A 22,726-nucleotide genomic window follows, 5' to 3' on the forward strand; every position below is an offset into this window, starting at 1 on the left:
GCCGTGAACGCCGCGTCCGCCAACCGGCAGCGCTGGGTCGCGCTCGTCCTGCTGTGCCTGGGCGAACTGATGATCGTGCTCGACAGCACGGTCGTCAACGTCGCCCTGCCCTCCATTCGCGACGACCTTGCGTTCTCGGAGACCTCGCTCGTGTGGGTGGTCAATGCCTACATGTTGACGTACGGAGGCTTTCTGCTCCTCGGCGGCCGCCTGGGCGACCTGTACGGGCAGCGGCGCATGTTCCTCGTGGGCCTTGCGCTCTTCACCGTGGCCTCGCTGGCATGCGGCGTCGCCGGCACGCAGTCCGTGCTGATCGTGGCGCGAGCCATCCAGGGGCTGGGCGGCGCGGTGGTGTCGGCCGTGGCACTGTCGCTCATCATGAACCTGTTCACCGAGGAGGGTGAGCGGGCCCGCGCCATGGGCGTCTATGGCTTTGTCTGTGCGGGTGGAGGCAGCCTCGGCGTGCTGCTGGGCGGCTTTCTCACCCACGCCCTCGACTGGCATTGGGTGTTCCTCGTCAACCTGCCGATCGGCCTGGCGGTCTATATCGCCTGCGCGCGGCTGCTCCCTGCGGGCGAACCGGTGGCTGGCGCCCCGGCCCGCCTCGACGTGGGCGGCGCCATCACCATCACCACGTCGCTGCTCATCGCGGTGTATGCGATCGTCGAGGGCAATCAGGCGGGCTGGACGTCCGCCCGCACGCTCGGCCTGCTCGGCGTGGCCGCCGCGCTGTTCGCAGCCTTCCTCGTCATCGAGCGACGCGTGGTGGCGCCGCTGGTCCCGCTCAGCCTGTTCCGTCTGCGCAATGTCGCCACGGCCAACATCGCAGGGGTGCTGTGGGCAGCGTCCATGTTCGCCTGGTTCTTCATCTCGGCGCTCTACCTGCAGCGGGTACTGAAGTACACGCCCCTCGAGGTCGGTCTCGCGTTCCTGCCGGCGAACCTCATCATGGCGGCCTTCTCGCTGGGTCTGTCCGCCCGCATGGTCATGCGCTTCGGCATCCGCGGCCCGCTCGCCCTCGGCTTGCTGCTGGCCGCGATCGGGCTGGCCCTCTTTTCCCGCGCCCCGGTGGCCGGCGATTTCTGGGTGCACGTATTGCCGGGCATGTTGTTGCTGGGCCTGGGCACCGGCATGGCGCTCAACCCGATTTTGCTGGCCGCCATGAGCGAGGTCGCCCCCGGTGACTCGGGCCTCGCGTCCGGTGTCGTGAACACCGCCTTCATGATGGGCGGGGCGCTCGGGCTGGCGGCGCTGGCGAGCATCGCTGCCGCGCGCACGGCCGGTCTCGAGACCGGTGGTGCCGAGGCCGACTTCGCGCTCAACGAAGGCTACCGCCTGGCCATGCTCATCGGCGCGGCAGCCGGCGGCCTGGGCGCGTTGGCCGCCGCCGTGGGCGTGCGTCCGATGGCCGCCAGTGCAGCGGCATCCGACGGTGTCACCTCCGCCAGCGCCTGACGGCTTGCGGCCCTCCTCGTGATGCAGGTAGCATTCACGCCCCTCCCACGAGAGGGGACACGGGGAGCATCACATGTACAAGTTCATCGGCGCCGGGCTCGTCCTCGGCGTCGCGGTCGTCCTCGGGCTGGCGGCCTTCCAGCCAGACACCTTCCGGGTCGAGCGCGCCATCACGATCAAGGCGCCGCCCGAGAAGGTCTTCGCGCTGGTGAACGACTTCCACCAGTGGGCGCAGTGGTCCCCTTGGGAACGCCTGGATCCGGCCATGCACCGGCAGCACAGCGGCCCGCCGGCAGGACCGGGTGCGGCCTACGCATGGGACGGCAACGAGAAGGTGGGCAAGGGGCGCATGGAGATCACCTCGGCCACGCTGCCGTCCCGCGTCGTGATGCAACTCGATTTCCTGGAGCCCTTCGAGGCGCACAACACCACCGAATTCCAGCTCGAAGGCCAGGGTGACGGCACCACGGTCACCTGGGCCATGCACGGCCCCAACCTCTTCGTCGGCAAGCTGATGAGCCTGTTCACCAGCGTGGACGCAGTGGTCGGCAAAGATTTCGAGCGAGGCCTTGCCAACCTCAAGGCGGTTGCGGAGAAGTAGCGGCAGGCGCCCGGGCCGCAGACGCGGCGCGGTCCTACACACGTGGCGCATCGCTGGCGCGATGCTTCGGCAATCCACGTGTTGACCGAAGGAGCCGCCATGCCCGTCCCGACCACGCACCGCCGCGAAGGCGATCGCGTCCCCGAAGTCTCGTTTCGCGTTCGCCGCGGCGGCGACTGGGCCGTCGTCGAGAGCCGCGAGGTCTTTGACGGCAAGAACGTCGTCGTGTTCTCGCTGCCCGGCGCGTTCACGCCCACCTGCTCGTCCACCCACCTGCCCCGCTACGACGAGCTGGCCCCGGTCTTCCGTGCCCACGGCATCGACACCATCGCCTGTGTCTCGGTGAACGACCCGTTCGTCATGGAAGAGTGGGGCCGCAACCAGCACTGCGACAGCATCCTCATGCTGCCGGACGGCAACGGCGCATTCACCGGCGCCATGGGAATGCTGGTTGACAAGAGCGACCTGAACTTCGGCCAGCGCTCGTGGCGCTACTCGATGCTCGTGCGCAACGGCACGATCGAGAAGATGTTCGTCGAACCCGACAAGGAAGGCGACCCGTTCGAGGTGTCGGACGCCGACACGATGTTGCGCCACCTCGATCCGGCCGCCCGCGCGCCCGATGCCGTCGCGATGCTGTCGCGTGAAGGCTGCCCCTTCTGTGCCAAGGCCAAGCAGTTGCTGAACGACGCGAAGATGCCCTTCGTCGATGTGCCGCTGGAGGCGTCCATCCGGTCCAAGGCCCTCAGCGCGATCGCCGGCAAGGCCACGGTGCCGCAGGTATACGTCAACGGCACCCACATCGGCGGCTCCGAAGAGCTGGCGCGCTGGCTCGAGGAGCGCACACCGGCGTGACCGTCCGCATCGGCATCTCGGGCTGGCGCTACGACCCGTGGCGCGGAGTGTTCTATCCGAAGGGGCTGCCCCAGCACCAGGAGCTGGCCTTTGCCTCGCGGATGTTCCCCTCGGTGGAGATCAACGGCTCGTTCTATTCGCTGCTGCCCCCGGAGAGCTGGGCCGCCTGGCGGGATGCCACTCCGCCCGGCTTCGTCTTCAGCGTGAAGGGACCCCGCTACATCACCCACATCCTGCGGCTGAAGGGCATCGACGACGCGCTCGCGAACTTCTTCGCGTCCGGCCTGCTCGACCTGCGCGACAAGCTCGGCCCGCTGCTGTGGCAGTTCCCGCCCACCATGCGGTTCGACCCCGCCCGCTTCGAGGCGTTCTTCCGCCTGCTGCCGGCCGACACGCGGGCGGCGGGCCACCTCGCGGCGCAGCACGATGCCCGCGTCGCCGGCCGCACGGCGCTTGGCGACGGTCGGCAACGCCCCTTGCGCCACGCCATCGAGGTGCGTCACGACAGCTTCGTCGACCCGGACTTCATCGCCCTGCTGCGTCGCCATCGCATCGGCCTCGTGGTGGCCGACACCGCCGGCCGCTGGCCTGACCGGGAAGACCTCACCGCCGACTTCGTCTACGTGCGCCTGCACGGGGCCGAGGAGTTGTACGCGAGCGGCTACACCGACGCCGGGCTCGATCGGTGGGCCGAGCGCATCCGCGCCTGGGAATCGGGTGGACAGGTGTCCGACGCGCGGTTGACGGTCCCCGGCGAGCCGCCCCACCACGTTCCCCGCGACGTCTACTGCTACTTCGACAACGACATCAAGGTGCACGCCCCGTTCGACGCGGTGCACCTGAGCGAGCGGCTCGGCCAGCCGAGCGCCCTGGGACCCGACGGCCGCTTCAGCCTGGAATCCAGCCCGCTGCACCGTCCGACGCCGGTTCGCTGAACCGTCCTACGGACAGTGCCCGCGCCGGTGGGCACGATGGTCTCCTGGTCGAAGGAGAACCGTGATGCCGAGAGTCATCTGGAAGGGCGCCATCAGCTTCGGGCTGGTCCACGTGCCCGTAGCGCTGTACCCCGCAACGTCGGAGACCGGCATCGATTTCGACTGGCTCGACAAACGCTCCATGGACCCGGTGGGCTACAAGCGCGTGAACAAGCGCACCGGCAAGGAAATCGACAAGGCGCAGATCGTCAAGGGCGTGAAGCAGCCCGATGGCGACTACGTCATCCTGAGCGACGACGAGATCAAGGCGGCCTACCCCAAGACCATGCAGACGATCGAGATCGAAACCTTCGTTCAGGCGGTCGAGATCCCCTTCGTGCACCTGGAGCGCCCGTACTACCTGGAGCCCATCGCGAAGGGCGAGAAGGTGTACGCGCTGCTGCGTGAGGCCATGCTCGCCCAAGGGGTGATCGGCATTGCCCGCGTGGTGATGCACACGAAGGAACACCTGGCCGCGTTGATCCCCTCCGGCCCCGCGCTCATGCTGAACACGCTGCGTTGGGCGAGCGAGATCCGCGACATCACCGACCTCAAGCTGCCGGCCGCCGGCAAGTCGGCCGCCAACCTCAAGGAGGGCGAGCTGAAGATGGCCGAGCAGCTGGTGGCCGACATGACCGACACCTGGCAGGCGGAGCGCTACGAAGACCGCTTCACCGCCGCGGTGCAGACATTGGTGGAGCAGCGGGTGAACGCTGGCAAGATCGAGAAGGTGACGCCGCTGGAAGAAGGCGTATCGACCAGCACCACGAACGTGGTCGACCTCACCGCCCTGCTCAAGCAAAGCCTCGGCGGCCGGCACCGCGCCGCCAACGAGCCGAAAGCCGAGGCCGCCGCGCCCAAGGCCAAGTCGTCAACAGCGGCGCGCAAGCCCGCCGCGAAGAAGACGCCCGCGGCGCGCAAGCGGGCCTGACATCTCATGCCTGGCACCCAAACCGATCGCCTCGCGAAGTACTGGTCCAAGCGCGACTTCGACAAGACGCCCGAACCCCGGGGTGTTCGGGCTCGCGCGGGCAAGGCCCTGTCCTTCGTCATCCAGAAACATGCCGCCACCCGACTGCACTACGACTTCCGCCTCGAGCTGGACGGCGTGCTGCTCTCCTGGGCGGTTCCGAAGGGCCCGTCCTTCGACCCCAAGGACAAGCGCATGGCGGTGCGCACCGAAGACCACCCGTTGTCCTATGCCGACTTCGAGGGGACCATTCCGCCGGGGCAGTACGGCGCCGGCCAGGTCATCGTCTGGGACCGGGGCACCTGGCGCGCCATCGGCGATCCCCAGGAAGGCCTGGCCGCCGGCAAGTTGGTGTTCGAACTCGAGGGCGAGAAGCTCTCGGGCGCCTGGGAGCTGATCCGCATCCAGAAGCCGGGCGAACGGCAGGAGACGTGGCTCCTCTTCAAGAAGCGGGACGATCATGCCCGGCCGCACGACGAATTCGACGTGGTGACAGCCTGGCCGGACAGCGTGATCAGTGCCTCACGGATCGACGCGCCGGAGCCGAGCCCGCGGACTGCCCGCGCTTCCAAATCGACGAAGACCGCGAAGGCGAAGGCTGAGCCCAAGGCTGGCAAGGCCACCCAGAGAACCGCGACAGCGCGCAGCAAGACGGCGGAACTGCCGCCGGCCGCCGCGCTGCCCGACACCCTGTCGCCGCAGCTCGCCACGCTGGCCACCGGCGTGCCGCCCACCGGCGAATGGCTGTTCGAAGTCAAGTACGACGGCTACCGCGTCATGACCCGGATCGAGGACGGCGAACCGCGCCTCATCACGCGCGGCGGCCACGACTGGACCGCCAAGCTGCCGCAGCTGGCCAAGTCGCTGCGCGGGCTGGGCCTGCGCTCCGGCTGGCTGGACGGCGAGCTGGTCGTGCTGAACGACGAAGGCGTGCCCGACTTCAACGCCCTGCAGAACTCCTTCGACCGGTCGCGCACCGATCGCATCGTCTACTTCCTGTTCGACCTGCCCTTCCTCGAGGGGCGCGACCTGCGCGAGGTGCCCCTGCGCCAGCGCCGTGAAACCCTGGCGCAACTGGTTGATGCCCGCGGCGACGAACGGGTCCGTTTCAGCGCCAACTTCGACGCCGACCCGGCCAGCATCCTGCAGTCCGCCTGCCAGATGAAGCTCGAAGGCGTGATCGCCAAGCGGGCCGACGCGCCCTATGAGTCCCGACGCAGCAACAGCTGGCTCAAACTCAAGTGCCAACTGCGCCAGGAGTTCGTGATCGCCGGCTACACGGCCCGGCGGGGTGTCGACGGCGAAGTGGGCAGCCTGCTGCTGGGTGTGCACGATGAAACCGGACGCCTGCTGCCCGTCGGTAGCGTCGGCACCGGCTGGGACACCGCCACCACCCGCGAGCTCTGGAAGACGCTCCATCCCCTCACCACGGAAGCGTGCCCCTTCGATGGCGGCAAGTCGCCCAAGCAGGGCCGTTGGAGCCGCCGCACGGCCGGCAGCGAGCGCTGGGTCAAGCCGACCCGCATCGCGGAGGTGAGCTTTGGCGAGTGGACCCCCGACGGCCAGATCCGGCATGCCGTGTTCGTCTCGCTGCGCACCGACAAGCCGGCCCGCCAGATCACCCGCGAACGGGCGGTGGATCCCGCGCCTCGCAGTGCGCGGGCCGCCAAGGCCGAGCCTCCTGCGGCGCGCAGCGCGGCCGCGCCCGTCAAACGCGCCCGATCGTCGGACGGCATCCGGGTGTCCAACCCGGACCGCGTGATCGACCCGAGCACGGGCACCACCAAGCTCGACCTCGTTCGCTACTACGAAAGCGTGGCGGACTGGATGCTGCCCCACCTGAAGGGCCGGCCCTGCTCCTTCGTCCGCGGACCATCCGGCATCGCAGGCGAGCTCTTTTTCCAGAAGCACACCGGCAAGCTCAAGCTGACCGCCGTGCAGCAACTCGACCCCGCCCTGTGGCCCGGCCACGAGGCGCTGATGGAAGTGGGTACGGCCGAGGGCCTGGCCAGCGCGGCGCAGATGAACGTCATCGAGTTCCACACCTGGAACACGATGGCGCGCCACATCGACAAGCCCGACCGCATCGTGTTCGACATCGACCCCGGCGAAGGGGTCGGCTGGTCGATGATCCAGGACGCCGCGGTGCTCACGCGCGCGCTGCTCGAGGAACTCGGCCTGCGCGCCTGGCTCAAGACGAGCGGCGGCAAGGGCCTGCACGTCGTGGTGCCCATCGCCCCGCGCCAGGACTGGGACACGGTCAAGGACTTCTCGCAAGCCGTCGTGCAGCACCTGGCCGACCAGATCCCCGACCGCTTCGTCGCCAAGAGCGGTCCGGCCAACCGGGTGGGCAAGATCTTCGTCGACTATTTGCGCAACGGCCACGGCGCCACCACGGCGGTCGCGTTCAGTGCGCGGGCGCGGCCCGGCCTGGGCGTGTCCATGCCCGTGACCTGGGAGGACCTGCCGTCCCTGAAGAGCGGTGCCCACTGGACCGTTGCCACGGCACGCGAGCACCTTTCCTTCCTGACGGCCGATCCCTGGGCCGAGTACTTCAAGACCCGGCAAGCCCTGGGTCCGGCTCTCAAGCGGCTGGGCAAACCCGCCAGGTCCACCGCGAAGCGGCGGGGCTGACCGGGCCTGCGGCCGGCATCAGGGCGCGGGGTGAGCGTCCGGGCGGGCGTCTCGTCCCTCGGCAGCTCCGGCTGCGGCGATCTCCCGTCCCGGGTTCTTGCCCGGCCCTGCAGTCGCTCCAGGACCCTCGCCATTCGACGCGACGCGCGGTTCCTTCGCCGAGGCGATCGGACTCGCAACCGAGGCGGCAGCCGCCGGCGCGGATTCGGCCTTGGCACGTGGGGTGACGCCGATCGGCGGCGCCTTCGCCTGTGCAGTCGGATGCGACGCCCCTTGCCGGCCGGCCCCATCGTGCGTCGAACGACCACGGTCCGGTGCCTTGGCAGGCTCCGGGCCGGCTCGCTGGGGCGTGCCCTTTGGCGGCTGGGGCGGCTTGGCGGCACCTTGCTTTGCTTGCGCTGCGCCGGCCCGCGAGGGTACTGTCTGCTGCGCGACGCGCTGTTCAGGTCCGGCCGGTGGGGGCGTCGTGGAACGGAGCGGCTCGCTCGACTGCGTCGGCCGAGCCGCCCCTGGCGACGACCCCGCAGCCTTTGCCGCCTGGGGCGTCGGCCCCGAAGGCGGTCGAGGGGACCGCTGCGGCGGAGCCGGCTGGGCAGGCGACGGCCGTCCTTGCGGCCGGTCCGCCGTTTCGGCCGAGGCCGTCCGCCCCGTCGGTGGCGGTGCCGCTGGCTCAAAGGTCGGCGTCGACGACGCTTGCGGTGGCAGTGACGGTTCCGGCCGCGCCGGCGGCGCAACGGTTTGAGTCAATGCGCCCGTCGATCGCATCTCGACGGGCTTCATGGACGCGGGCGGTTCACCGGGGTGGGACCGCGGCCCTCCCGACGCCGGCGGTGCCGCCCGGTTGGCCGTTGAAGGCATCGCATCCGGCAAGATTCCCACGATCTCGGCGTCGGCCCGCTCCCTGAAGGCCGCGGGGGCGACGACTTGTGCCACGCCCTCTTGCGCGGGCACCGCACCGGTCGAGGCGACGCGCCCGGGGGCGGCGTCCTCATCACGAACCGACGGCGACGGAATGAGAGCGCCAGGTGTTGCCGTGGGCGCAACCGCTGCTGCATCAAGCGCGACAGAGGGCGTGCGAGCCCCAGCACCGGAGGCCGCGCCGGCTGCGACCGCAGAGGGTGCCGCCAGCTTGTCCTGTGGCCGTTGGTACAGCACGCGCTTGGTATCGGCCGGCACGAAGCAGGTGAAGACCACGGAGGCCAGCCGGTCGGGAGCGAACAGCACGCCCACCCGCGGCGACAGGCTGAGCATCTCGTTCTGCGTGATGATGGGCACCTCCAGGTCGTACAGCATGCGCGAGGCGGTGTACGCCTCGCCGCCGAACCGGTTGTGTTCCACCGTCTGCGACTTGGTCGTGCGCACGATCTTCGTGCCCGACAGCAGACTCGCCCATTCCGCCGTCTCGGGGTCGGAGGCGCGGTACAGCAACTTGATCTGGCAGTTGACGATGACGCCCGACTCCAGCGCGTCCACGTTCAAGGTCCGATCCTCCGGGCCCCGAAGATCGCGGATCGACTGGTGCAGCAGCACCATGTTGACGTTGAAGCCTGCGATGGTGGCGAGCGCGTCGCTGATCTCCTGGGAGATCATGAACTTCAGTTCGTCGACCGCCAGCGTGAGGTGGTGCGGCCGCTCGGGGCCCAGCCGCCGCGCCTCCTGGATCACCTCGGTGATGAACACCTGGGTCGCCCGCTTCAAGGTGGCGTCGTCCAGCGAGCCGCGCACATAGATGCTCGCTCCCGACTTCAGCGCCTCGGCCACCTTGTTGCCGCCGCCCTTCTTGGGGTTCAGCGAGGGCATCACGCCGAACTCCACCAGGCCGTCGTACAGCCGGTTGGCGCTCTCCTTGAGCGGCTTGCCGTCCTCGCCCCGTTGCTCCAGTGCGGCCTTCAACCCTGCGATGCTCGTGCCCGACTTCGGCATGATGGTGTCGAGGATGGCGCGCTCCTTCGACTTGTAGAAGTCCGAACCGTCCCCCGTGTTGTTCAGCCCGAAGCAATTGACGATGCGGGCCCGCCGGTCACGTTCCGTCCCGCCCTCGAACGGCGCCCAGCGCGTGTCCTCGCTGGCGAGGTCGATGTAGATGAAACGGCGTCCCGCCCGCTCGCAGGCCTCGGCCATGATGTAGGGCAGGAAGGCATCCGCCTTCGGGTCGATGTACACCACCCCGTGGCCCTGCCGGATGGCCTGCTCGATCATCACGCCGAGCACGACGCCCTTGCCGAAGCGGGTGGGGCCGACCACCTGCATGTGCGTCGCGCGAAAGGTCTTGGCGTCGAGGTAGGTCGGCTGCCCCTCCGCATCAAGGCCGATGAAGACCTGCCCGTCGCGGTAGTGCTGGCGCGGCGGGAAGTCCCTCGCCTTGAGCTTGCCCACCTCGACCCGCATGTCGCTCTGCTTGTGGTCCTCCTGACGAACCAGCAGCCGCTGCCACTGCCGCGACAGCCAGGGGGTGATGTAGCGTGCGGACGCCACCCGCCAGGCTAGCCCGGCGATGATGCCGAGCGGGATCAGCCAGCCCCAGCGCCACGCCTGCCGCGACACATAGTCGACGAACCACTGATGCCCCTGATCGGACGAGTTGCCCAGGGTCGCCAGCGTGCCGAAGTACATCGCGGGCCAGTAGACGAGGCACAGCACCACGAGGCCGATCACCGCGACGTTGCGCAGACCGATCTTGAGCACGTCCATCAGTCCGTACTCCTCCTCGCGCGCCGGGGGGACGCGCAACGGCAGCACGTTGAGCAGCGCAAGCGTCGTGGCCGCCGCCGCGGCACACACCCACCACCAGGGGGTGGACCAGCGCATCGCGGCGATCACGAAACGGCCGGCGGCCTGGGTCATCTCGTCCATGCGGTCTCCTTTGCCGGGCTCACGCCGGGCGCGTGTAGTGCATGCGGCGCATCGAGGGTGCCCGGACCGCCTCGTGGCGTCCCGTCGCGTAGTCCCACTGCCACAGCACCCTGAACTCGCCGTCGTCCAGTTCGGCGATCTCCACGACGCGGCGCCCATGGTGCGGCGTCTTCTGGGCGTGCACGATGACGTCGAGGTTGTTGCGCACCTGTCGCTGCACATGCTCGTAGGGAATCGCCGCGAAGCCGGCCGCCGCGAGATTGGTCAAGCGGTCGATGGTGTCCAGGGCACTGTTCGCATGGATGGTGGACAGGATGCCGGAGTGGCCGGTGTTGGCCGCGGTGAGCAGCGCTTCGGCCGCGGCGCCGTCGCGCACTTCGCCGACGATCAGGCGCTGCGGTTCCATGCGCAGCGCGTTCTTCACGAGGCGGCTCATCGTGAGCGGCTCCACGTCCTTGACGAAGCGGTGCGGCGCTTCCAGCGCCACCCAGTGGTCGCTGTCGATCTGCAGCTCGGCGGTGTCCTCGATGCTGATGATCCGGTCGTCGCGCGGAATGAAGTTCGACACGGCGTTGAGCAGCGTCGTCTTGCCGCTGCCCGTGCCGCCCGACACCAGGATGTTGAAACGGTTGAGCATCGCCAGCCGCAGGTATTCGAACATCGACGCGTCGAACGACCCGGCTTTCATCAGCGCCTCGGCGGTGTAGCGCAGCTTGGGAAACAGCCGCACGGTCATGTTGCTGCCCGCCACGCCGGTCGGCGCGAGCACGGCGTTGATCCGTGAACCATCGTCGAGCCGCGCATCGAGCAGCGGGCGCTCGATCGGATGAACTTCCTGGCCCAGCGCGTTGGCGATCTGCTCGATGGCCGTGACGAAGTGGAACTCGTTCTGCCAGCGAGCGTCCACCCGCTGGAACTCCCCGTGCCGCATGATGTAGACGCTGTCGAAGCGGTTCACGAAGATGCCGGTCACGCCCTCGAGCGCGAAGAAGGGCGAGATGGGCAGCAGATAGTGGCGCACCAGCTCCCACTGCAGCCGCACCGCGTTCTGCGCCTGCACGCTTTGCGGGTCGACGCTTGCCATGTCAGCGCAGGCGGCCGAGTTCGCGCCGCAGCGCCTCGACGTTCTCTTGGTGTCGGGCAGCGCGGCGTTCGACCTCTTCGCCCCCGCCCGACTGCCGTGCCCGGCCGAGTGCTTCTTCCTCTGTGCGCAACTCGGCCTCCAGAATCGCCCGACGCTGCGTGTCCCGCACGCGCTGGTCGGCCGGGTCGACGCGGTGCGCCACGGGCGTCAAGCGGGGCGCGTCAGGCCGCACGGCGGCGGGCGTGGCCTGCCGTGACGGCGGTGCGGTCACCACGTCGAGCGGGGACGCGCGCACGGCGACCGGTTCGCAGGCGCGCGCACGCGCATCCGCCTCCGCCAGCAGGTTGGTCACGACGGGCGGGCGACCGATTTGTCCCGAGGGACAGCGGTACATCGCCGCCGCGGCATGGTCCACGAACCCCGAGCACGCCAGCGCGAGCAGCAGCCGACCGGACCTCATGCCGCACCTCCAGCCAGTGCCCTCAGCCCATGAACGGTGATCGCGGCCGCCGCCACCGCGACGAAGGTCCAGCGCAAGGGCCAGCGGCGTGACAGGCGGCCGCGATCCCGACGCACCGTCGGCGCCACCATGACGCACAGCACCGCGGTGTAGGGAAAGGCGGTTGTCGCGATCTCGCCCGCCCGCCCGGCGAGGCTGAGCGCAGCGCACCACAGCAGCAGGAGCAGGTTGAGCGGCAGCACATAGGCGCCGAAACCTCGGGCTGCATTGACCTGGAACAGGTCGTCCTCCAGGGCCGCGGCCACGTGATACAGCGCCAGCATGGCCGGCAGTGCCATGGCCCAGGCCAACCAGGGCGGCGCGAACACGCTCATGCCGATGAGCGGCGAGCAGGCCGTCACGTAGGGCAGCAAGGTCAGGCGCAGCTGGGCGTGCTCATAGTCGCCGTCCGCGATGCGCTGGCACCACTGCCGCAGGCGTTGCAGCCAGGGGGCGGGCATGGGCTCGTCCATGTCGCCGTCCTCAAGGCCGGGTCACGGCCGGGGCGAACTCGTCGATGGGCGCCCAGGCCTGCAGCACCATCTCGTCGTCCAGGAAGACGTTCATCGGCGTGCCCGGCTGGATCGTGATCGTCGGCACGAGATTGAGGTAGCGCGAGGCCACCCGCTTGCCGATGTCGGCAAGCCCGAGTGCGATCTCCGCGCCCGCGGTCCGCCCACCGCCGATGACGCTCGCAGCGGCCACCGCGGTGTTGCTGTCCGTGCGCTTGACGGCCTCTGCCGCGCCCCAGCCGCCGATCACGCCGTACGCCACTACGCCGCCCAGGGTGGCGAGGAAGTGGCGGTTGACGTCGCCGTCGATGGCAGCCACACCGCCCGCATCCAGCATCGAGCTCCGCGTCAGGTCGATGCGGGCGCCGTTGGGCAGGACCAGCCACTGCGCCGCCAGGGCCATGCGTTCGTTGATCGCCTCGTTGACCGGCTTGGGCCGCACCGACGTGCCGAGCACCCGCGTGCCCTTGGGGATCAGGATGACATCCTGGTTGATGTCATAGATGTCGCGCGCGATCATCGCGCGCCAGCGCCCCTCCCAGTCGGAGTTGACCTCCATGTCGAGCACCGCGGCCATCACCGTTCCGACCGGCACGAGGTACTCGCCCTCGCGTGGCGGCTCGCCCCGTTCACGGCGGCGCGTGGCCGATTGCCCGACGACCGTGCTGGCCGCCTGGGCCCCCGGGATGTCACGGGCGAAGCCCGTGGCCGAGGCACCGAGCCAGCGACCACCGCCACCCGCGCCCTCCGCCGACACGGACCCACCCCCGACGCCGCCGCCGGTCCCGACCGGATCGGGGGCCGTCGAGGCGCCTCCGCCTCCGCCCTTCACGCGGTCGATGGCATGGCGCAGGCGGGAGAGCGTGGCCTCGCCACGCCCTGCGCTGGCAGAGGCCGCTGCGTTCGGTGCAGCGGCCGCCTCGCCTCGGGCACGGTCGATCACCATGTCCTGCGACTTGATGGCCGCCAGCGCACGCTTCAGGTCGTCCAGGCGAGCCGCGTCGCGAAGCTCCTGCTCGGGCGACTTCGGGCGAGGCGTGCCGTCGACCGGCTCTTCCCGCGGCTTGACCCCGCGTTGCGCGTCGAGCGCGGCGCGTCGCTGACGCTCGGCTTCGAGGCGCGCCGCCTCCATGCGCTGCTTGGCCTCGAAATCGACGAAGGCGTCCTGGGCCGGTGCCGGCTTGGCCTGCGTGTCCACCGCCTTCGCCGGTTGGGCCGGCGTGCGAAATGCATCGACCAGCAGGCCGCCCACGACCAGACCACCCAGCAGCACCGCCACCACCAGCGCGCGCTTGCCGTGCTGTGAGGACTGCTCGTCCCCCGGGGCCGGGCCGGTGGCCGGCGTCACCGTATCACTGAACGACGCCGGCTCGGTGTCCGTCCGGCTGGAGGGCTGATCGGGTGCATTCATGACGTGACCCCCTCGGCTTTGCGCAGCACGCTCATCGTCTGTTCACCCGAACGCATGGTGAACTTGGGGAAGATGCCGCTGATCTGGTACGTGCGGGTGGGCGCGTCGTAGCTGTACTCCAGCAAGGTGGCCCGACCGTCGATCTCGGCCATGATGGACAGCAGGCCCTGCGCACCGTCCTTCACGCGCACATAGGTGAAGCGCCCGTCGTCATAGACCGATTCGACTTCGCCGCCGTTCCAGCGGGTGAACGCGCCCGACTCCCAGGCGTAGTTGCTGTTGAGCTTCTTGCGGTAGGCCTTCAGGCCTTCGCGGTTCTGCCGTTCGAGCTCCGCATTGCGCTCGCGCAGGGTGGAGAGTTCGCGGACCATCGCGCCGGAGCCGTCCGTTCCCAGCGACTCCGCCTTGCTCCAGTTGGCACGCGAGATGAGGCCTGCATCGGCCACGATGTAGACGCAGTGGGCGAGCTCCGCGCCTTCCGGCACGCGGCTCACGAGGAACTCATAGGCGTTGCCGCTCTGGCCGATGGCCGAGATGGTCGTGGCCCGCCCTTCGCTCGACCGACTGGTCGGCTTGATGAAGATGCGGTTGTTGATCCAGTCGAGGGCCCACAGCTCCTTGTCACCCATGATCACGTCGATGCCGCTCTCGGGCAACGCCACGTGGATCTGTTTGTAGGGCTGGGCATGCAGCCGGATGATGTCGCCCGGCCGCCAGTGCACGGTGCGGCAGCTGAGCGCCGGCTCGCTGGTGCTGGGGCGGTTGGCCGCCCGAGCCTGGATCCGGGCTACTGCGGCCCGCCGTGCAGCCGGCGACGGCCCGTCATCCACCCCGGCCTCGCGTGCCGGCAGGGTGCGTGGCACCGGTGCGGGCGCGGTCTCCGTCGCCACGGGTGCGGCTTCCACGACCGGCGCGGGAGCGCGCGGGGGGAGGTCGAAGGGAGTCTGCTGGGCCGCGGCCGTCAACGCGAAGCTGGCGAACCAGGTCAAGGCGAGCTGTCGCGGCAGCGCGCCCCGCGCGGAGGGCATGAAGGCGGTCGAGGTCAGGTGGGTTTTCATCGGGGTCAGGGGCTCCATGGGGGGCCAGCGTCAGCCGGCGGACGTGCCGGACCGTTCGTCCCGCGGCACCGGGGTCGGGTCTTCCTTGAGGTCAAGCGAGAGGATCTCGAGGCCGAGCGGGTTCGCCACGAGCGCGTTCTTGTTCGCGGCGATCTCGTCCTTGCCCTTGATCCGCCAGCCGATCTGCACGATGGCGTTGCGCCGGTCGACCACCTGCCCATCGGGCTTGCGCTCGGTGAAGGTGGTGAAGACGAGCGTCTCGTAGAGAGTCGAGTTGCCGCGATCGGGAATGCGCAGCGGCGTCTGCGTGCGGTGCTGCACCACGCGCACCCGCACGTCGCGTTCGAGGCAACGGGTCTTGCACTCGGTGAGTTCGGCCGCAACGCGCGCGGCATTGAAGTCGTCGGCGCCCAGGAACTGCGCGGTCAGCTTGGGCGACAGGAAGAAGCCGACGAACCGGTAGTCGTTGGTGATGGTGGCCACGCTCTTGCGGAAGCGCTTCTCGACGAACTCGCTGAGCTTCGACTCGAGCGTGGTCTGGAAGAACTCCACGGGCCGCACCTGGTCGGCGAACTCGACGGTGTAGGCACCCGAAGGATCGAGCTTGACCCAGGCGACGCGCACGTTGTCGGCGAAGCGGCTGTCGGCGACATACCAACCGAGGCAGGCGAAGAAGGTGATGCCGCCGAGCAGCAGGAAGGCGATGAACCACCGCGCGCGGTCGGCCGTGGTCTCGGCCAGGAGGTCGAGCCGCGAATGGGCCCTGACTTTCTGGATCACGGACTCCGGCACGAGGCCGTCCTCGACGGGGCCGGGCGCTCGCGGCGGAGCCGCCTTGCGCGGCCGCGCGGACGCCGCGCCCAGCTTGCTTGCCAGCTTGGCGGCCATGGCGGCTCCGGGTTTGTCGAACAAGGACATCGTCGGCTTTCGCAGGTTGCGGTTCGACACGCTCGAACGCAACGTGGGTGCCATGACCTGTGTTCCGCCGGCCGCCCGAGAAAAAATGAATGCGCACAGGACCTTAGCGAAGAGCGAGCGCGCCCCGAGGCGAGACCCGGCTGTGCGGCTTTCCGCACTGTCGCCGTGGCGCGTGCGGCGGGCCGCACGCGGCCGACATCGGCCTTGTCAGGGCCGGAAAAGGAAGAGCGCGGCAGCTGGATGCTGCCGCGCTCTGGAGGGACCGGCCGGGGATCAGCGGCCAGCAGCCGCCTTGTCCCTGGCCTTGTTGCGCCGGATTGTCAGGACCACCGACACCACGGCCGCGACGCCGATGAGCGCCGTGCCCGTGAGGTGCTCCGGTGTGAACCCGTCGACGCCCCGCAGTTCATCGAGCAGGTAGCCGATGGGTACCGCCCAGAACATCATCGGACCGGTGATGCCCGGATTGCCGAATCCGTGTCCCGCCTGCAGAAGCAGCTGGGACGCGGCGTAGCAGACCGCGAGCATTGCACCGACGCGCCAGGCGCCCGCGTCCGGCATGATCCAGCCGTGCGAAGGCACCATCGCCAGGTACAGCAGTGCGCTCACCACGCCCCCCGCCAGTGCGAACACCGTCGAGATCTTGAGCGAGAGCAGCACCTTCGCCGACGCCGAGAGCTTGCCCTTGGCGGCACTCTCCCGATCCGACGTCTTGCGCTGCACGAGCACCAGCACACCGAGCAGCACGCAGCCGCCGACGAGCAGTCCGACCGGCAGGTTCATGAACTCGCCGATCGGCACGCCCGTGGCCACTGCCACGTACATGCCCGTGATGCCGATGACCGCCGGTACAAGATCCTGCAGACGTTCGCGGCGCGTGCCTTGCCCGAAGCGAAGCGACAGCAGCGTGGTCACGAACCCGCCCCCATTGCTGAAGAGCGTGGCCGTGCCCAGCGCCTTGCCACCTTCCTTGAGCAAGGTCGTGCCGGCGAACACGAGACCGGTGGCCCCGTATCCGATGGCGAAACGCAGGCCGTGCCACGGGCCGGCACCGGGCTCCGGCCGAAGCCGGATGCCGTGGCTCCGTCCCCGGGCTGCTGCGATACGAAGGCCCAGCGTTCCGAAGATTGCCGTCGGCCAGAACACGAAGTTCAGCCGCAGGACGAGACCCTGCAAGGCGTTGACCTCGCCGAGCGCCGTCCCCATGTCCGCCACCAGCACCGTGTTGCCGGCCTGCGCCGCAGCGCCGCCGACCACGAGCATGAGCGAGCCAAGTGCCACCAGCCGTGCCGTGAGGCGCGACCGGCTCGATGCAGGACGTTCTCCTGTCATCGGTCCATCACCTTCTTTCCTGTCGATTCGAGCGGATTCCCTCATCCGCCGGCGCGGGCCCAGTGGGCCTGCGTGGCAGACCCGCTGGCTATAGGGCACACGGCACTGCCGTCAAGCCGCGGTTGACAGTGCGCGCGACAGGCCTATACCCCGCCCGCTGCTCGGCAGACATCCACCTGGGTGCGCTGCCCTGCAGCGTTCCGAGATGTCTGTGGGCAGCCAGTTCATGGAAGACAGCGATGCGGACCGACCGCATCGCCCGACCAGGAAAGAGGCGATTGCCTTGTCAGAACAGCAGTGCATCACGGTGGACGCGTCCGCGTTGCAACCGAAGGGATGCGACGTCGTGTTCATGGGGCGCGGAGACTACATCGAAGGGCAGGTGCTGGAGGGCGCCAGGCAGGCGGTCGACCGTCGCCTGCTGCCGACCGACACCCGCATCTTCACCGTGGACCGCAACCCCGTCACCCCGGACCAGCTCCGGGGCGACGAGGAACACGTCGTCATGGACCTGAAGAAGCTGAGCGACTACGCGGTCCTTCGGGACCGGCTCGGCTGGACGGCAAGCCGACGGGTGATCTTCTACCTGGCGGCGGGCCAGACAGTGATCGCCGACATCGCGAAGGGCCTCATGTACGAGGGACTCGCGCACGGCAACTCGATCGTCGTGGTCGAGAAGCCGGTCGGTGACGACGAGGTCAGCAGCCTTGCGTTGCAGCATCGGCTTCGGCGGCTCCTGGGCGAGGACCGGGTCGTGTTCAACGACCACTACCTCGCCAAGCAGTCGCTGTGGTCGCTCGCACGTGGCGAGCACCCCACCCCGCCGAGTTCAGCGCTCTGGAACCGGCTCAGTGTGAGCGGTGTGAGCGTCAGCACGCTCGAGGGCCGTGGCATCGACAAGCGGGCACCTTACTTCGACCGCACCGGACTTCTCAAGGACGTGTTCTGCCACCTCATGAAGGTGGTGTGCACGTTGGCGATGGAGCCGGGGCAGCCGTGGGCGGAGGCTCGCCTGGAGGTGCTTCGGCACGTTCGCATCGGCAACACCGTCCGGGGCCAGTACCGCGCCGCAAACGGCAAGGTCGGGTACCTCGGCGAGTTGGGCGTTCCTCCCCATAGCCAGGCCGAAACCTATTTCGGCATCCGGCTGTGGGTGGATACGCCGCGCTGGCAAGGCGTGCCGTGGTTCATCGAGGCGGGGAAGCGGTGCAGCGACCGCATCGGCCTCGCCACGATGACGCCGAAGGCCGCCGACCGACGGCCCCTCGAGATCCAGCTGCACGCGGCCGGAGGACAGGACCCGCACCCTCACGCTCGCATCCTTCAGGAGGCGTACGCGGGGCGATCGGCGCTCTGGACACCGGCCAGCGAAGTGACGCTGGAATGGGGCTTCGTGGACCGCATCATCCGCCAGTGGGCGGACGACGCGGTGCCGCTGCACCTGTACGACGCGGGCACCGATCGGCCGGACGCGGCGCGCCAGCTCTTCCAGAGCTGACGCACCACGGTGACCGACTGACCTGACCCGACGGTGGTGACACCGCCGGGTCGGCTCGGAACCGGGAGCCCCGGATTGTGCGCAAGCGCAGTCCGGGGCTTCTTTCTTTGGCGGCCATCGCCACTTGACATTCGTCCGACGCGGCCTAGACCCGCTGCGCCTGCGGGTGCTTCCCGCAGACATCGTCATCCCCGACTGTCCAGCAAGAGAAGCTCGATTCCATCGAAAGAGAGGAGTTGATCGCTCGTGAAGACGGTCAACGAAGAAGAAAATCGCAGAGCCGGCGAGCGCCGGATCATCCTGATCCGGCACGGGCAGACGCCGGACAACGTCGAGAAGCACTTGCCGTACAAGGTCGGTGGCCGCACGGAGTTCTCCAAGGGACCCGTCATCAGCGGACACAACCGGGTGGGTCTCACCGACGAAGGCGTGCGCCAGTGCACCGCAGGGGGCGAGCGGCTCGCTCGGCACCTGCGCGACACCGGCATCACCTCGTCGGAGCAACTGATGCTGCTGACCAGCGACCTGCCGCGCACGCAGCAGACGCTGGCCAAGTTCGTGGCGGCCATGCCGGGCTTCGGCCTGGACCTCGGGACAGCCAAGCTGCACGAGGAGCTGCGCGAGCGTGACGCGGGTGAACTGGAAGGGACGCTTCGAGAGGAGGCCCTGCGCGAGGATCCGTCCATCGCCCAGGCCTTTACCGACGCCACCTACCGCTACCGCGGCGGCGAAAGCCTCGTGGACTGCGGCTACCGCGCGGGCGGCTTCCTGTCGGCTGTGGCCCGTTCGGTCACGAAGACGTTGGTCGTCGTGACGCACGAGATCACGATCCTCGGCGTCCTCGGCATGTTCGAGAACGGCGAGGTGAATGATAAGGCGTGGCGCCGCAAGGGCCACGTCGGCAACGCGGAGTTCTTCGACGTTGCGTTCAACTGCAACACCCTGCTCGGACGTGTGACCTACCCCGCGTAGGCGCGCGCTCGACAGGTCGTGACACGAGGGGATGACGGCTCCGTCGGCGATGCTGACGGGGTACTCCGGGAAAGGGGCACAGCGATTCGTCGCTGTGTCCCTTTCTTCTTTTTCCGGCGCGAGCGCCGCTCGGACGACCAAGAAAAGAGCCGCAGGGGAATCATCCCCTGCGGCTTTCCGGACCCGCCCTTCCCACTGGCGGCGGACCCGATGCGGTGCGACATGCCGACCGTCCTTGCGCTGCGAGCCGGCTCACGCCCGCACCGCAGCGTGCCGTGGTGACTCCGGCACGATGACCGGTGCCCCAGGGGAGCGAGCCGCCATCACGCCGGCGGCGAAGGTGTAGTGCACCCGGGCCCTGAGGCAAGGCCTGCTTCACACGCGCTGGTTCCGCATCAGCGTGATGCAATCGTCGGCCCCGAAGCGGGCGACCGGGTCTGCCGCCAGGCCGTCCAGGATTTCCCGGGCAAGGTCGGCATGGCCACCATTGCCGTCGGCCACCAGGCTGGCGAAGCCCCACAGCACCACATGCTCGACGATGTCAGCCCGCGCTTGCGACGCCGACGCCTCGTCGGCCCGCAGGGCCCGAAGCGCCTGCAGACACGCCCTCAGTTCTTGCGCGCTCATCTTCGTTCTCCTCGTGTCGTTGATCGGCCAGGGGGAGGGCCGCCGCTTTCAGATGGATACAGCTGCCTTGCGTATAGGTTGCGATCGCGATTCGCCAAGGGGGCGAGCGCCACGCCCGGTGGATCAAGGCTTTGCCCGACCTGCATTCCGGCAAACCCGCTACGAGCTTTCGTAGATGTGCCGCGCAGGCATCGGCAGTACGCTCTTTCACATGAAAGTCATCCTTCTCCACCTCGACAGCCAGCAACGCACCGAACTCGCGGCTCATCTGCGCGAGGGGGGTCTCGATGTTCATGTGGTCCACAGCGCCGAGGACGTGCTGGCCGCCGTGGCCTGCGGCATGGCAGGCGCCGTGGTCACCGACCTCGACGTGCCCGGTGTGCACGAAGGCATGGAACTGCTGAGCCAATGCCGTGCGACCGACCCGCAGCTCGGGCTCATCGCCCTGTGCGCACGCAACGACGCGGCCCTGGCGGTCGAGGCCGTGCACCGTGGCGCGAGCGACGTGCTCACACGCGAACGCCTGCCTCGCCTGCTGCTCGCCTGCAGGCAGGCGCTGCGCACGCGCGAGTCGACCCTGGCGGCACGCGGTGACATCGAGGACGCGGACGATCATCGCGCCGGCGAGGACGTGCCGTCCATCCAGTCGGTGCTGCGCGGCAACCACCCGGCCGTGGCCCGCCTGCGCCAGACCCTGCTGCGCCTCGCGCGCATCGACACCGACGTGCTCGTCAAGGCCGAGACCGGCTGCGGCAAGGAGGTGGTGGCCCGCTGCCTCCACGACTTCGGGCCGCGCATGAACAAGCGCTTCGTCGCCATCAACTGCGGCGCCATTCCGGAGAACATCTTCGAGAGCGAACTCTTCGGCCACGAGGCCGGCGCGTTCACCGGCGCCAACAAGCGGCGCATCGGCAAGCTGGAGTACGCGGCCGGCGGCACCGTGTTCCTCGACGAGATCGAAAGCATGCCGATGTCGATGCAGGTCAAGTTGCTGCGCGCCCTGCAGCAACGCACCATCGAACGGGTCGGGGGCAACGAACCGATCCGGCTCAGCTGCCGCATCGTCGCGGCCACCAAGGACGACCTGCTCGCCCTGGCTCGCGCCGGTCGCTTCCGCATGGACCTGTACTACCGCATCAACGTTATCGAGCTCGAGATGCCGCCGCTGCGCGAACGCCGAGGCGACATCCCGCTGCTGGCCGAGGCCTTCGCCCGGGAGGCAGCGCGCCATCATGGATTCGCCCACGGCGAGCTGGCGCCCGACTTCGTGTGCCGGCTCATGGCGCGCGACTGGCCCGGCAACGTGCGGGAGCTTCGCAATGCCGTCGAACGCCATGTGCTCGGCATGCCCGAGCACACCGGGCTCACCGAGGCCGCGCCCCAGCAATCGCTGCCGCAGCTGGTGGCGACCTTCGAACGCATGGTCATCGAGCAATGCCTGCGCATGTGCGGCGGCTCGGTCACCCGCGCCTCCGAGGTGCTGAGCGTTCCGCGCAAGACCCTGTACGACAAGCTGACACGCTTCAGCGTCGACCCCGCCACCTTCCGCGGCGAGGTGCCGGTGAGCTTTGCCGTGCCGGCCGACACCGCCTGCTCGATGATGCAGTGAGCCTGCGGGCCGGCCCGGCCCGTCAGGCCAGCGCGGCGTCGCGCGTCACGCCGGCATCCTCCAGCGCGGCGCGCAAGGCGTCGAGCGCTGCCACCTGAACCTGGCGAATCCGTTCGCGGGTGACCCCGCCCCGGGCGCTCAGCTGCTGCAGCGTGCACTCGTCCTGACCGTCCAACCCGAACCTCGCGACGATGACGTCGCGCTGGCGCGGTGGCAGTTGCTCGACGAGCTGGCGGAGCAACGCGGCGAGGCGCGGCCCGTCGTGGCGCTCCGAGACCTCGTCGAAGACGTCCGGCTGCTGCAGGCCCGCCTCGGTGGTGTGCCCGTCGGCATGCGCGTCGTCGAGCGGCACCGGTGTCACCAGCGGCGCCGCCGACTCCGGCGGCGCACTGTCCGGTCCCTCGTGGCTGTCCACCCAGTGCTGCCAGGCCTCGCGCCCGGCGCGCTGCTGCACCCGCAGCGGAGGCCGGACGATCGGCACCTGGGTGGCGATGGCCGTCTGCAGGTAGTACCGGATCCACCAGGCCGCATAGGTGGAGAACCGAAGGCCACGCTCCGCCTCGAACTTGCCGAGCGCCACCAGCATGCCGAGGTTGCCCTCTTCGATGAGATCGAGCAGTTCGAGACCCCGGTTGCCGAAGTGCCGGGCCATGGCGATGACGAGGCCCAGGTGGTGGCAGATGAACGCCTCCCGCGCACCCTGGTGGCCTTGCGCCATGCGCTCGAGCAGCTCGAACTCGCGTTCCGCCGGCAACCGGCCGAAGCGACGAACCTCGCGCAGGTAGAGGGTCATCAGGTTCGGCAGGCGCGGGTCGGCCCGGGGCCCGTCGGGCTCCAGCAGCCGTTCGGTCAACGCAAGATCGG

At 69.1% G+C, this 22,726-nt stretch carries 19 protein-coding genes; 9 read left to right on the forward strand and 10 right to left on the reverse strand.

The window, feature by feature from the left end; all coding sequences use genetic code 11:
- Positions 1 to 3 precede the first annotated feature (3 nt).
- From ACSQ2F_RS17140 to ligD, 6 genes are all read left to right on the forward strand, one after another.
- The gene (locus ACSQ2F_RS17140; RefSeq protein WP_436024985.1) at positions 4 to 1,455 is read left to right on the forward strand and encodes a DHA2 family efflux MFS transporter permease subunit; all 1,452 of its coding nucleotides are present in this window, start codon (positions 4 to 6) and stop codon (positions 1,453 to 1,455) included.
- 73 nt (positions 1,456 to 1,528) lie between these two features.
- Positions 1,529 to 2,056, forward strand: a complete 528-nt coding sequence (locus ACSQ2F_RS17145; RefSeq protein WP_436024987.1) for an SRPBCC family protein — start codon at positions 1,529 to 1,531, stop codon at positions 2,054 to 2,056.
- Between the two features lie 99 nt (positions 2,057 to 2,155).
- Positions 2,156 to 2,911 carry a glutathione peroxidase gene (locus ACSQ2F_RS17150; protein WP_436024989.1) on the forward strand — a complete coding sequence of 252 codons (756 nt, stop codon included), beginning with the start codon at positions 2,156 to 2,158 and terminating at the stop codon, positions 2,909 to 2,911.
- A complete protein-coding gene (locus ACSQ2F_RS17155; protein ID WP_436024991.1) occupies positions 2,908 to 3,846 on the forward strand; it encodes a DUF72 domain-containing protein in 939 nt (312 codons plus the stop codon). Before ACSQ2F_RS17150 ends, ACSQ2F_RS17155 begins: the two co-directional genes overlap by 4 nt.
- A 64-nt stretch (positions 3,847 to 3,910) precedes the next feature.
- The gene (locus ACSQ2F_RS17160) at positions 3,911 to 4,816 is read left to right on the forward strand and encodes a Ku protein (protein WP_436024993.1); all 906 of its coding nucleotides are present in this window, start codon (positions 3,911 to 3,913) and stop codon (positions 4,814 to 4,816) included.
- A gap of 6 nt (positions 4,817 to 4,822) precedes the next feature.
- Positions 4,823 to 7,489 carry a DNA ligase D gene (ligD, locus tag ACSQ2F_RS17165; RefSeq protein ID WP_436024995.1) on the forward strand — a complete coding sequence of 889 codons (2,667 nt, stop codon included), beginning with the start codon at positions 4,823 to 4,825 and terminating at the stop codon, positions 7,487 to 7,489.
- Positions 7,490 to 7,507: 18 nt separating this feature from the next.
- Here the strand turns inward: ligD and ACSQ2F_RS17170 are convergent, their stop codons facing one another.
- From ACSQ2F_RS17170 to ACSQ2F_RS17205, 8 genes are all read right to left on the reverse strand, one after another.
- Positions 7,508 to 10,342, reverse strand: coding sequence for a type IV secretory system conjugative DNA transfer family protein (locus ACSQ2F_RS17170; protein ID WP_436024997.1), 2,835 nt, complete (start codon positions 10,340 to 10,342; stop codon positions 7,508 to 7,510).
- A 19-nt stretch (positions 10,343 to 10,361) separates the two neighbouring features.
- Complete coding sequence (locus ACSQ2F_RS17175; protein WP_436024999.1) at positions 10,362 to 11,426, reverse strand: CpaF family protein; 1,065 nt, start codon at positions 11,424 to 11,426, stop codon at positions 10,362 to 10,364.
- 1 nt (position 11,427) lies between these two features.
- The gene (locus ACSQ2F_RS17180) at positions 11,428 to 11,886 is read right to left on the reverse strand and encodes a hypothetical protein (RefSeq protein ID WP_436025001.1); all 459 of its coding nucleotides are present in this window, start codon (positions 11,884 to 11,886) and stop codon (positions 11,428 to 11,430) included.
- Positions 11,883 to 12,398 (reverse strand): hypothetical protein, encoded by a 516-nt coding sequence (locus ACSQ2F_RS17185; RefSeq protein ID WP_436025003.1) that lies wholly within the window; start codon positions 12,396 to 12,398, stop codon positions 11,883 to 11,885. The genes ACSQ2F_RS17180 and ACSQ2F_RS17185 overlap by 4 nt, the downstream gene beginning before the upstream one ends.
- 10 nt (positions 12,399 to 12,408) lie before the next feature.
- Positions 12,409 to 13,848: a TrbI/VirB10 family protein gene (locus ACSQ2F_RS17190; protein ID WP_436025005.1), complete on the reverse strand. Its 1,440-nt coding sequence runs from the start codon at positions 13,846 to 13,848 to the stop codon at positions 12,409 to 12,411.
- Positions 13,845 to 14,906 (reverse strand): TrbG/VirB9 family P-type conjugative transfer protein, encoded by a 1,062-nt coding sequence (locus ACSQ2F_RS17195; RefSeq protein ID WP_436025007.1) that lies wholly within the window; start codon positions 14,904 to 14,906, stop codon positions 13,845 to 13,847. Before ACSQ2F_RS17195 ends, ACSQ2F_RS17190 begins: the two co-directional genes overlap by 4 nt.
- Positions 14,907 to 14,936: 30 nt before the next feature.
- Positions 14,937 to 15,878, reverse strand: a complete 942-nt coding sequence (locus ACSQ2F_RS17200) for a VirB8/TrbF family protein (protein WP_436025009.1) — start codon at positions 15,876 to 15,878, stop codon at positions 14,937 to 14,939.
- 219 nt (positions 15,879 to 16,097) lie between these two features.
- On the reverse strand, positions 16,098 to 17,156 hold the full coding sequence (locus ACSQ2F_RS17205) for a hypothetical protein (protein ID WP_436025011.1): 1,059 nt from the start codon (positions 17,154 to 17,156) through the stop codon (positions 16,098 to 16,100).
- Positions 17,157 to 17,361: 205 nt separating this feature from the next.
- Here ACSQ2F_RS17205 and ACSQ2F_RS17210 point away from each other — a divergent pair, with 205 nt between their 5' ends.
- The gene (locus tag ACSQ2F_RS17210) at positions 17,362 to 18,654 is read left to right on the forward strand and encodes a hypothetical protein (protein WP_436025013.1); all 1,293 of its coding nucleotides are present in this window, start codon (positions 17,362 to 17,364) and stop codon (positions 18,652 to 18,654) included.
- Between the two features lie 246 nt (positions 18,655 to 18,900).
- Positions 18,901 to 19,626: a histidine phosphatase family protein gene (locus ACSQ2F_RS17215; protein ID WP_436025015.1), complete on the forward strand. Its 726-nt coding sequence runs from the start codon at positions 18,901 to 18,903 to the stop codon at positions 19,624 to 19,626.
- A gap of 375 nt (positions 19,627 to 20,001) precedes the next feature.
- Here the strand turns inward: ACSQ2F_RS17215 and ACSQ2F_RS17220 are convergent, their stop codons facing one another.
- Positions 20,002 to 20,253: a hypothetical protein gene (locus ACSQ2F_RS17220; RefSeq protein ID WP_436025017.1), complete on the reverse strand. Its 252-nt coding sequence runs from the start codon at positions 20,251 to 20,253 to the stop codon at positions 20,002 to 20,004.
- A gap of 211 nt (positions 20,254 to 20,464) precedes the next feature.
- Here ACSQ2F_RS17220 and ACSQ2F_RS17225 point away from each other — a divergent pair, with 211 nt between their 5' ends.
- Complete coding sequence (locus ACSQ2F_RS17225; protein ID WP_436025019.1) at positions 20,465 to 21,862, forward strand: sigma-54-dependent transcriptional regulator; 1,398 nt, start codon at positions 20,465 to 20,467, stop codon at positions 21,860 to 21,862.
- A gap of 22 nt (positions 21,863 to 21,884) precedes the next feature.
- Here ACSQ2F_RS17225 and ACSQ2F_RS17230 read toward each other — a convergent pair whose 3' ends face one another.
- A complete protein-coding gene (locus ACSQ2F_RS17230; RefSeq protein WP_436025021.1) occupies positions 21,885 to 22,715 on the reverse strand; it encodes a sigma-70 family RNA polymerase sigma factor in 831 nt (276 codons plus the stop codon).
- Positions 22,716 to 22,726 lie beyond the last annotated feature (11 nt).

Origin of the sequence: Rhizobacter sp. LjRoot28 (genome assembly GCF_964253025.1) — a bacterium.
Classification (GTDB): domain Bacteria; phylum Pseudomonadota; class Gammaproteobacteria; order Burkholderiales; family Burkholderiaceae_C; genus Rhizobacter.

Coding starts and splice junctions, on each gene's coding strand:
- ACSQ2F_RS17200 (WP_436025009.1), bottom strand. CDS start 15,878: ATGGCACCCACGTTGCGTTCGAGCGTGTCGAACCGCAACCTGCGAAAG.
- ACSQ2F_RS17145 (WP_436024987.1), top strand. CDS start 1,529: ATGTACAAGTTCATCGGCGCCGGGCTCGTCCTCGGCGTCGCGGTCGTC.
- ACSQ2F_RS17150 (WP_436024989.1), top strand. CDS start 2,156: ATGCCCGTCCCGACCACGCACCGCCGCGAAGGCGATCGCGTCCCCGAA.
- ACSQ2F_RS17210 (WP_436025013.1), top strand. CDS start 17,362: ATGTCTGTGGGCAGCCAGTTCATGGAAGACAGCGATGCGGACCGACCG.
- ACSQ2F_RS17195 (WP_436025007.1), bottom strand. CDS start 14,906: ATGAAAACCCACCTGACCTCGACCGCCTTCATGCCCTCCGCGCGGGGC.
- ACSQ2F_RS17160 (WP_436024993.1), top strand. CDS start 3,911: ATGCCGAGAGTCATCTGGAAGGGCGCCATCAGCTTCGGGCTGGTCCAC.
- ACSQ2F_RS17205 (WP_436025011.1), bottom strand. CDS start 17,156: ATGACAGGAGAACGTCCTGCATCGAGCCGGTCGCGCCTCACGGCACGG.
- ACSQ2F_RS17190 (WP_436025005.1), bottom strand. CDS start 13,848: ATGAATGCACCCGATCAGCCCTCCAGCCGGACGGACACCGAGCCGGCG.
- ACSQ2F_RS17225 (WP_436025019.1), top strand. CDS start 20,465: ATGAAAGTCATCCTTCTCCACCTCGACAGCCAGCAACGCACCGAACTC.
- ligD (WP_436024995.1), top strand. CDS start 4,823: ATGCCTGGCACCCAAACCGATCGCCTCGCGAAGTACTGGTCCAAGCGC.
- ACSQ2F_RS17175 (WP_436024999.1), bottom strand. CDS start 11,426: ATGGCAAGCGTCGACCCGCAAAGCGTGCAGGCGCAGAACGCGGTGCGG.
- ACSQ2F_RS17220 (WP_436025017.1), bottom strand. CDS start 20,253: ATGAGCGCGCAAGAACTGAGGGCGTGTCTGCAGGCGCTTCGGGCCCTG.
- ACSQ2F_RS17180 (WP_436025001.1), bottom strand. CDS start 11,886: ATGAGGTCCGGTCGGCTGCTGCTCGCGCTGGCGTGCTCGGGGTTCGTG.
- ACSQ2F_RS17185 (WP_436025003.1), bottom strand. CDS start 12,398: ATGGACGAGCCCATGCCCGCCCCCTGGCTGCAACGCCTGCGGCAGTGG.
- ACSQ2F_RS17170 (WP_436024997.1), bottom strand. CDS start 10,342: ATGGACGAGATGACCCAGGCCGCCGGCCGTTTCGTGATCGCCGCGATG.